9 protein-coding genes are annotated in these 8,746 nt (G+C 67.0%); 6 read left to right on the top strand and 3 right to left on the bottom strand.

Annotation, left to right across the window (positions count from 1 at the left end; translation table 11 throughout):
- The first annotated feature begins 638 nt into the window (after nucleotides 1-638).
- Nucleotides 639-881 carry a lipoyl domain-containing protein gene (locus tag ABDW35_RS25845; protein WP_343716735.1) on the top strand — a complete coding sequence of 81 codons (243 nt, stop codon included), beginning with the start codon at nucleotides 639-641 and terminating at the stop codon, nucleotides 879-881.
- 113 nt (nucleotides 882-994) lie between these two features.
- On the opposite strand, the gene ABDW35_RS25840 is transcribed toward ABDW35_RS25845, so the two are convergent.
- Entirely contained in the window at nucleotides 995-1,303 is a 309-nt protein-coding gene (locus tag ABDW35_RS25840) for a hypothetical protein (protein ID WP_343716734.1), read from the bottom strand.
- A 723-nt stretch (nucleotides 1,304-2,026) separates the two neighbouring features.
- Here ABDW35_RS25840 and ABDW35_RS25835 point away from each other — a divergent pair.
- Genes ABDW35_RS25835 through ABDW35_RS25825 form a run of 3 tightly spaced genes read left to right on the top strand, consistent with a single transcriptional unit; the run spans nucleotide 2,027 to nucleotide 5,103 of the window.
- A complete protein-coding gene (locus ABDW35_RS25835) occupies nucleotides 2,027-2,509 on the top strand; it encodes a (2Fe-2S)-binding protein (RefSeq protein WP_343716733.1) in 483 nt (160 codons plus the stop codon).
- On the top strand, nucleotides 2,506-4,683 hold the full coding sequence (locus ABDW35_RS25830; protein ID WP_343716732.1) for a molybdopterin cofactor-binding domain-containing protein: 2,178 nt from the start codon (nucleotides 2,506-2,508) through the stop codon (nucleotides 4,681-4,683). Before ABDW35_RS25835 ends, ABDW35_RS25830 begins: the two co-directional genes overlap by 4 nt.
- A 33-nt stretch (nucleotides 4,684-4,716) precedes the next feature.
- Complete coding sequence (locus tag ABDW35_RS25825) at nucleotides 4,717-5,103, top strand: cytochrome c family protein (protein WP_343716731.1); 387 nt, start codon at nucleotides 4,717-4,719, stop codon at nucleotides 5,101-5,103.
- 20 nt (nucleotides 5,104-5,123) lie between these two features.
- Here ABDW35_RS25825 and ABDW35_RS25820 read toward each other — a convergent pair whose 3' ends face one another.
- Entirely contained in the window at nucleotides 5,124-6,020 is an 897-nt protein-coding gene (locus ABDW35_RS25820; protein WP_343716730.1) for a LysR family transcriptional regulator, read from the bottom strand.
- Nucleotides 6,021-6,636: 616 nt separating this feature from the next.
- Here ABDW35_RS25820 and ABDW35_RS25815 point away from each other — a divergent pair.
- Nucleotides 6,637-7,011: a nuclear transport factor 2 family protein gene (locus ABDW35_RS25815; RefSeq protein ID WP_343716729.1), complete on the top strand. Its 375-nt coding sequence runs from the start codon at nucleotides 6,637-6,639 to the stop codon at nucleotides 7,009-7,011.
- Between the two features lie 19 nt (nucleotides 7,012-7,030).
- Here the strand turns inward: ABDW35_RS25815 and ABDW35_RS25810 are convergent, their stop codons facing one another.
- Nucleotides 7,031-7,654, bottom strand: coding sequence for a TetR/AcrR family transcriptional regulator (locus tag ABDW35_RS25810; RefSeq protein ID WP_343716728.1), 624 nt, complete (start codon nucleotides 7,652-7,654; stop codon nucleotides 7,031-7,033).
- Nucleotides 7,655-7,736: 82 nt separating this feature from the next.
- On the opposite strand from ABDW35_RS25810, the gene ABDW35_RS25805 reads away from it, so the two are divergent.
- Nucleotides 7,737-8,746, top strand: a 1,010-nt coding sequence (locus ABDW35_RS25805) for an HlyD family secretion protein (RefSeq protein WP_343716727.1), incomplete at its 3' end; no start/stop codon positions are given.

Genomic DNA, 8,746 nt, shown 5'->3' with positions numbered 1-8,746 from the left:
GGTCGAGGCGGCGGCGCATCTCGGGCTGCCCGTCGCGACGCTTGCCCTCGAGCCGATTGTCCTCAAGGGCAAGAGCGTGCCGCTCCGCATCTATGACATTCAGCCGATGACCCAGGCGGCGGCCTGAGCCGACCGATGCAAATGCGAAACCGCCGGGGGGCAGCATCGGCAAGTGGCGTCGGCATTAACGGGCTGGATGTCCGGTCGAGCCTTTGGTTGCGCGGATCGAGCTTGGTGACGCATGGCGTAGTCCCTCCGTCGGCTATGGCCGGTTTCGGGCAAGCCATTGAGACCGAGCCGGTCGGAAAAGGCCGGATCCTTCGGGCTCGGGCGAGGTCCGGCGTCGGGGCGCTGATGCATGTCCGGAAATGGCGCGGTCCTGCCGGACTCGTCGTCTGCATGGGATGATCAGCGGTGCGGCGCCGCCGACGTCAAGAGGAGTAGGGCCGGCCCGCTTTTTTTGGGAGTTGCAGCGGGGAGCGGGTGCCACCAGTCCGCCACGGGAATATGCTCCTTTTTGTCGAGCCAACCGGATACATCTACCCAGGCGCCTTGAAGCACTTCGAACACAGACCGTCGAACGCGTCCATGTTGGGTGGCGACTCGTGAGCTCACACCTTTCATCCTGTGGAGGAACCATGGGCGACGTCCTTATGCCGCAACTCGGCGAAGACATCGATGGAGGAACAGTACAGCAGTGGCTGGTGCAGGTAGGTTCACTGGTTAAGCGAGACCAGCCTCTCCTGGAGGTCGAAACGAGCAAGGCAACTACCGAGATCCCGAGCCCATGCAACGGCCGTGTTATTGAGATTGTTGCTCCAGCCGGTGCCACCATTCCAAATGAAGGCTTATTGGCTCGGATCGACGACTCCGCTGTGTAGATCGATTGCGGCAGCGCCCGGACCGGGAGCTCCGCCGGCCTGGACGATGTCCGGAATCGGCATGCCACGAAAATGGCCGGAAATGGCGCGTTGCGTCCCGGTGTGACCCGCGGCTAACGGTTTGGGTGCAGATGCTCCGACACCGTCCTGGCCAAGGCTGCCAAGCTAAGCCCATTGAAGCTCCCGCAGTGCTCGAATGCCGGCTCGATGCCCGAAGCCGAGCGGCGCTCCAAAATAACCGAATAACCGGGACGACCCTCATTGCCGAAGCTGATATAGACAAGGCGATCGGGCTGCGACGCATGCGCCACTCCCACGGCCGTTCGATCCGCCTCCCAATGATCGGCTAGCACGGACGAAGCTTCGCCGAGGCGACGGCGCAGATAATCCAAGGCGGTCAGGATCGCGGCTTCCTTTTCCATTCGTTCGTCGATCCGTTGATACACTGAGGCCAGTCAGTTTGGCCCCTGATAGGTTGCGTCATCAACAGCCCGGACCAGCTAATCTGAGGATGTCCGCTTTCGCAACGCCACGGCGATGACCGCTTATGGCGCAGGCCGGCTTGGTCGGCCGGCAAGATGTGGAGAGAAATGCGAAGCTGTGTCTAATGCCGGCAGCGATCGCTTTGCATGGATGCGAATGGTTTCGGCTGCATTGTACCGGCGACGCATTGCGCGATCGGGGCGTTGATCGCGCACTGGAAGCTCACTGGCGCGTAGCCGGGCTCTAGCTTTTGGCACGACACGGTTCGTGCCCCACTATGGATCGAACATCATTGTTGCGAGTCACGCCGGCTGCCAACGAGCACGCGTCCATTGGACGCGTGATCCTTGGGTCGACCGGGACGGCACGCCGGAGCCGCAAGGCGAAAGTAGGATCAGTACTCTAACGCGGGGCCGACCACATGGTGGATCTACGACGGCCTGCACTGATGCGTTGTCTCGCCGACGACGAGGCAGGGAGAGTGGCATAATCAGACATTGTTCACATTACATGAACACGCCCGCCGCCATCGGAAGCCTTCCGAATGAAAGGTCCGAACAATTTAGTGAGCAGGGCCGAAGCCCCGGCACGAGCGCGCCGCGGATCACCTGGCGCGTTCTTCGTGGAGCTCGCGGCGACACTCACGATTGTGGGACGGGAACATGACCTACGACCTCATCGTCAACGGCACGATCCGACAGGTGGAGGCGGATCCGGACACGCCTCTGCTCTGGGCGCTGCGCGACATATTGGGACTGAGCGGCACCAAGTTCGGCTGCGGCGCCGGCCTCTGCGGCTGCTGCACCGTCCATGTCGACGGCGCGGCGACGCGCGCCTGCCAAACGCCGATCGACTCCGTCGGCTCGTCGCGGATCACCACCATCGAGGGGGGCGCGGCATCCGAGACCGGTCGGCGCGTCCAGCAGGCCTGGCTCGACATGGAAGTGGTCCAGTGCGGCTACTGTCAGCCCGGACAGATCATGTCGGCGACGGCGCTGCTCACCGAGAATCCCCACCCCACCGATGACGACATCGACGCGGCGATGTCTGGCAATCTGTGCCGCTGCGGCACTTACAACCGCATCAAGGATGCGATCCGGCAGGTGGCGGCCGGACGTCCTGCGGATGGGGAGAGCCGGCCGTGACGAAGCCTGTGTCGCACGCGGACATGTCTCGCCGCGCCTTTCTGGCCAGCGGAGCGGCCGCCGCGGGCGCGTTGATGATCGGCATACCGCTCGCAGCCGATTCCGCCGCTGGGCAGCCCGAAGGGCCTGTCGTCTTTGCGCCCAACGCCTTTCTGCGCATCGCCCGCGACGGCGTGGTGACGCTGATCGTGCCCTACGTGGAGATGGGCCAGGGGACCTATACCTCGGTCCCGATGCTGATCGCCGAGGAACTCGAGATCGACCTCGATGCCGTCACCGTCGCGCACGCTCCGGCGAATGACGCGCTCTACGCCAACCCGATCATGGGCGATCAGGAGACCGACGGCTCGCTCTCGATGCGGGCGGCCTGGGAACCGATGCGGCGGGCCGGGGCGACCGCGCGTCAGATGCTGGTTGCCGCCGCGGCATCAGTGTGGGGCGTGGACGCCACCTCGTGCCGGGCCAACGACGGCGCCGTCGTCCACGTGCCGACCGGGCGGAAGATCGGCTATGGCGATCTCGTCGAGCGCGCCGCGACCCTGCCGGTCCCGCATGATGTCCCGCTGAAGACGGGAGGCTTTCGCCTCATCGGCACGCCGCACCGGCGGCTGGATTCGGCCGCGAAGGTGCAGGGCGCCGTGCAGTATGGCATCGACGTGCGGCTTCCCGGCATGAAGGTCGCGGCTGTCATGGCCTCCCCGGTGCTCGGGGGGCGGCTCGCCACGCTGGACGATAGCGCCGCGCGGACGATCGGCGGCGTGCGCAATGTCCTGCGCATCGACGACGCGGTCGCGGTCGTTGCCGACCACTGGGCCGCTGCCAAGAAAGGGCTCGATGCCCTGGTGGTGGCCTGGGATGACGGCCCGAACGCCGGTTTCTCGACGACGGCGCTGTTCGCGGATCTGGAGATGGCCGCGTCGGACATTGCCGTGCCCGGCCCGTCCGCCGGCGACGTGGCAGCCGGCCTCGCCCGCTCGGCGCATACTGTCGAGGCTTCCTACCGCCTGCCGATGATCGCACATGCACCGATGGAGCCGCTGAATTGCACGGTCCATCTCCACGACGGACGATGCGAGGTCTGGATCGGCACCCAGGCGGCGACGCGCGCGCAGGCAGCGGCAGCCACGGCCGCCGGTCTGCCCGTCGAGAAGGTGGAGGTTTACAACCAGTATCTCGGCGGCTCCTTCGGCCGTCGGGCGGAATCCGACAACGTCACCCAGGCGGTGCTGTTCGCCCGACAGGTCGATCATCCCCTGAAGATCGTGTGGAGCCGCGAGGAGGACACTCAGCACGATTTCTATCGCCCGGCTTATCTGAACCTGCTGAAGGCGGGCCTCGATGCCTCCGGCCGGATCACCAGCTGGGCGCATCGCGTCGTCGGCCCCTCGCCGCTGACGCGCTGGCTGCCGGCCGCGATTCGCAGCGACGGCCTAGATCCCGACGCGATCACCAGCGCGGTCGGCCCCTACGTTTTTGATAACGTGCGGATTGAATATGTGCGCCGCGAGAGCCCGGCCTATCGATCCGGCTTCTGGCGCGGTGTCGGCACCACGCACAATGCCTTCGTGGTCGAGAGCTTCATGGATGAGCTGGCCGCCACGGCGCGCATCGATCCGCTGGCGTTCCGCCGCATGCATCTGGCGGACGATCCGCGGCTGCACGCTGTGCTCGACCTGGCGGCAGAGACATCGGGGTGGGGGACGCCGTTGCCAGATGGCAGGGCGGGCGAGCGAACGGGTCGCGGCGTCAGCCTCATCCAGGATTTCGGCGGCACCATCCTGGTGCATGTCGCCGAAGTGGCCGTCGACCAGCGGGGCTCCGCGCGGGTGACGAAGGTCACCTCCGTCGTCGACTGCGGCAAGGTGATCAACCCGGATACCATCGCCGCCCAGATCCAGGGCGGTGCGATCTTCGGCATCTCCGCCGCCCTCTATGGTGAAATCACCTTTGCGGGCGGGCGCGTCGAGCAGGGAAATTTCGACAGCTACCCGGCCGTGCGGATGGACGAAGCGCCGCGGATCACCGTGCACATCGTCGAAAGCGGTGCCGCTCCCTTCGGCGTCGGCGAGGCTGGCACGTCCGGTATTGGGCCAGCCGTCGCCAACGCCGTCTTCGCGGCGACCGGAAAGCGCCTCCGGCATCTGCCGATCACGCCCGAAGCGCTCGGCGGCTAACCCTCGATCTTTGTCTTATTCCACAGGTGTCCCATGCGATCGATCACCGGCGTGCTCGCCGCCACCCTTCTGCTTGTCTCGACGATCCAGCCCACCCGAGCCGACGGCGATCCCGCAAGAGGGGAGAGCGTGTTCAAGCGATGCACCGTCTGCCACGCGGCAACGACCCAGAACCGGACCGGGCCCGGCCTCGCCGGCGTCGTCGGGCGGCCGGCCGGCTCTGTCATCGGCTACAAATATTCGCCGGCGCTGGCAGCGAGCGGCCTCACTTGGGATGAAGCCACGCTCGACCGGTTTCTGGAGGCGCCGGCAAAGCTCGTGCCCGGCACGCGGATGACCATCGCCTTGCCGAAAGCCGACGACCGCCAGGACGTCATCGCCTATCTGAAGACGCTGGCCCCGACACCTGGCGCGCCATAACCGGACGAGCGGTCGTGCTCTCATGAATCCCGGCTGGCAAACAGCGCCCTAACCCAATCGATGAATGCCCGGACGGGAGGCGAAGCCTGCCGCGACGGCGGAAACAGCAGGGAGATCGGCACGTGGTCCGAGCGGCACTGGCCGAGCACCTCGCGCAAGCGCCCGCTGGCGATATCGGCGGCCACGATGAAGTCCGACAGGCGGGCCAGCCCGAAGCCTCCCAAGGCGAGATCCAGCAGAGCGAAGGTCTCGTCGACCACCAGGCCTCCACGCGGCTCGATCGCGTGGGAGACATCGCCTTCGGTCATCATCCATTTGTCGGGACGGCCATTATGCGCCGAGGAATAGCCCAGCAGCACGTGGCCAGCGAGCGCCGCGACGTTTCGCGGCTCGCCATGGCGTTCCAGGTAGTCCGGTGAGGCGCACACCACCCAGCGATAGCTGCCGACGCGCCGTGTCATGAGGCTGGAATCGGGAAGAGTTCCGGTGCGGATGACGCAGTCGACGCCTTCCTGGACGAGGTCGACCAGGCGGTCGTTCATGCCGATCGCCATGTCGACATCGGGATAGCGCTCGCGAAACGAACCCAGCGCCGGCAGGATAAGCGAACGACCGATGACCGGCGGCATATCGACCCGCAGGCGACCGCTCACTCGCCCGTCCGGACGCAGGCTGTCTTCCGCAGCCCGGACCTCGAGCAGGATGGCGCGGCAGCGTTCGAGATAGAGTTCCCCTTCCTCGGTAAGACCAAGCCGCCGCGTGCTGCGATGCAGGAGCCGCACACCCAGATGATGCTCCAGGCGCTGCATCGTCATGGTGACCGAGGAGCGAGGCAGGCCGAGCGCCTTCGCCGCCCTGGAGAGACTTCCAGTCTCCACCACACGGACAAATGTCTCCATGGCCTTCAGCCGATCCATCCGTCGCTCCTATCAGGCCTGCCGGCAGTTAAGGTCCGGACCCGTATAGAAGCGTCGTCTGCATCCAGTGCAACCGTGCTCGGCATGCCTGTGTCAAATGGAGTTCGCGTCGGGCTCGCTTGCGCTTGTGACCGGTTCGGGGTTCGAGCGCGAGGGCCCGTTTGGGGCGCCCTGGCCCGGCCTAATCGTCGAAAAGCGGCGCAAATTCCGCGGGCTTGGTAGGGTCGGCTGCCAGGACGCTCTTCGATGACCGCATATGGCGTTCCCGAGCCGGGCCAGCCTGGCAGGGACGGGTCGCGTCGGGTCATGTCCGCTTTGTAGAGCTGGGTGAGACGGCCGCTTTCGGGCGCGCTTGGAAGCCGGGGCTGAGCGAAAGAGGCCGGATTCTGCGGGATCTAAGGGTGTCCGCTATCCGCGCCCCATTTAGGGCCGGATATGGCGCGAGGCGGACGGGCAGGACGGTTCCGACCGGCCAGCGACCTTGATCTTATCCTGCCCGAGAGCCCGCAGGCGTTGGGCAAGTGATGGACCGCCTTCTCGGCCGTTTCTAGCGCTGTCGAGCACTGCTCGCTACTCTGTACCGGCCCTTGTTGCCGGGACGGAGCACCAGGCATGGATGAGAACGGGATCCGCGGCGCTCGATCGACATTGGGCCGCCTCCGACGCCGGTGACTTCGACGCCGAGCACGCGATTTACCGCGACGACGCGCTGCTCGAATATCCGCGGTCGGGCGAGCGCATCCGCGGCCGGCACAACATCCAGGCCTCCCGCGCCGCGCAGCCGAACACCAAGCGCGTCACCGTCCGTCGCATCCTCGGCGCGGGCGACCTATGGGTCACGGAGTTCATCCTCGACTATGACGGCCGGCCATCCTTCACGGTGAGCGTCATGGAGTTCCGGGACGGCAGGGTGGCGCGCGAGACCCATTATTTCGCCGACCCGTTCGAGCCCGGCCCCTCCCGGGCGCAATGGGGCGAGCGCACCGGCTGACCCGGCCCGCGCCCGGCGGTCAGCTGCAGATCGCGGCCACCGCTTTGCGCGCCATCTCCCGCAACTCGGCGCGAGGGACGCCGGCGCGGGCGCGGATGGCGACGGTGTGCAGCATCGCCGAGGCGAGCACCGCGAGCGCCGCGGGGTCTGCCTCCGCCTTCAGCTCGCCTGCCTCGCGCGCCCTGCGGAAGCGCGCTTCGAGATCGGCGTCCAGGGCGCCGAGCCCGTCGGCCAGTAGAGCCCGGATCTCGGCATCCCCGACCGCCTCGGCCGTCGCGGTTCCCACCGCGAAGCAGCCGCGCGACGGGCCGTCATCCGGGAAATAGGACGACAGCTGCCCCTCATAGGCGCGCATCAGCGCCTCGCCCAGAGGCACGCCGTCATCGGCGAGCGCCTCGCGGATCGCGGCGAAGACCCGCTGCCAATAGCCGTCCAGCGCCTTGAGATACAGCGCGTGCTTGCTGCCGAACGCGGCGTAGAGGCTGGGCTTGTTCATGCCGGTCGCGGCGCCGATGTCGTCGAGGGACGTGCCGGAATAGCCGCTGGTCCAGAACCGGTCCGTCGCCTGCCGCAGCGCCGCCTGCGGGTCGTAGGCGCGGGGCCGGCCCCGGCCGCTCGGCGCGGTGCTCTTTTTTTGTACCATAGCGGATAAAATCCTTGACGAGGCATCTGCTGGAACATATTTGTCCTGTACGGTACAAAATTCAATGGCCATGAGGCCCATCATGCAAACCCTGACCGCCGTACCCGGCAGCCCGGCGACACCTGTCCTTGAACGGCGCGAGGACCGTGGACCGCAGATCCTGGCGGGCGACGCCGTGTCGAGCCGGGTGCTCGACCAAGGCGGGCCGCGGCGGGGGTGGCGGGAGCGGCTGCGCCGGCCGCTGCTGATCGCCGTCCCGCTGATCCTTGCGGCCGCCGGCGCGGCGTATGAGATCGCCGGAGAGCCCTATGTCTCGACCGACAACGCCTTCATCCGCGCGGCGCGGGAGTCGATCAATGCCCGCGTCGCCGGCCAGGTGGTGGAGATCGCGGTCGCCGACAACCAGCGCGTCCGGCGCGGCCAGCTGCTGTTCCGGATCGACCCGGAACCCTATCGGATCGCGGTCGAGCATGCCGAAGCACAGTTGGGCAGCGCGCAATTGCAGGTCGAGGGGCTCAAGGCCACCTGGCGCCAGCAGCTAGCCGACCTCCAGGCTGCCCGGGATGCCGCGGACTTCGCCGAGCGCGAGTTCGGCCGCAAGAAGGCGCTGGCCGCTTCGGATTGGGCGCCGCGCGCGGCCTTCGAGCGGGCGGACACGGATCTCAAGGTGGCCCGCCAGCATATCGCGTCGATCGAGCAGCAGGTCGCCAGCACCGTGGCCGCACTGAACGGCGACCCGGAGATCGATGCCGACCGGCATCCGTCGGTGCGCGCCGCGCAGGCCCAGCTCGACCGGGCACGGCTCGATCTCTCCTACACGACGGTGACGGCGCCGGATGACGGCATCGTCGCCCGGGTTGAGGACCTGCAGGTCGGCGACTTCGTCAATCCCGGCGCCACCGAGTTCTCGCTGCTGTCGGGCCGGCAGCTCTGGGTCGAGGCGAATTTCCGCGAGACCGACCTGACGCATATGCGCGCGGGACAACCGGCGACCATCGATGTCGACGCCTATCCGGGCCACCCCTTCAAGGCCCATGTCGCCAGCATGAGCCCGGGCACGGGGGCGGATTTCTCGGTGCTGCCGCCGGAGAA

Source organism: Inquilinus sp., from assembly GCF_039594555.1.
GTDB lineage: Bacteria > Pseudomonadota > Alphaproteobacteria > DSM-16000 > Inquilinaceae > Inquilinus.
This window is presented reverse-complemented; position numbering and strand designations above follow the sequence as displayed.

Coding starts and splice junctions, on each gene's coding strand:
- ABDW35_RS25845 (WP_343716735.1), top strand. CDS start 639: ATGGGCGACGTCCTTATGCCGCAACTCGGCGAAGACATCGATGGAGGA.
- ABDW35_RS25815 (WP_343716729.1), top strand. CDS start 6,637: ATGAGAACGGGATCCGCGGCGCTCGATCGACATTGGGCCGCCTCCGAC.
- ABDW35_RS25820 (WP_343716730.1), bottom strand. CDS start 6,020: ATGGATCGGCTGAAGGCCATGGAGACATTTGTCCGTGTGGTGGAGACT.
- ABDW35_RS25810 (WP_343716728.1), bottom strand. CDS start 7,654: ATGGTACAAAAAAAGAGCACCGCGCCGAGCGGCCGGGGCCGGCCCCGC.
- ABDW35_RS25825 (WP_343716731.1), top strand. CDS start 4,717: ATGCGATCGATCACCGGCGTGCTCGCCGCCACCCTTCTGCTTGTCTCG.
- ABDW35_RS25840 (WP_343716734.1), bottom strand. CDS start 1,303: ATGGAAAAGGAAGCCGCGATCCTGACCGCCTTGGATTATCTGCGCCGT.
- ABDW35_RS25835 (WP_343716733.1), top strand. CDS start 2,027: ATGACCTACGACCTCATCGTCAACGGCACGATCCGACAGGTGGAGGCG.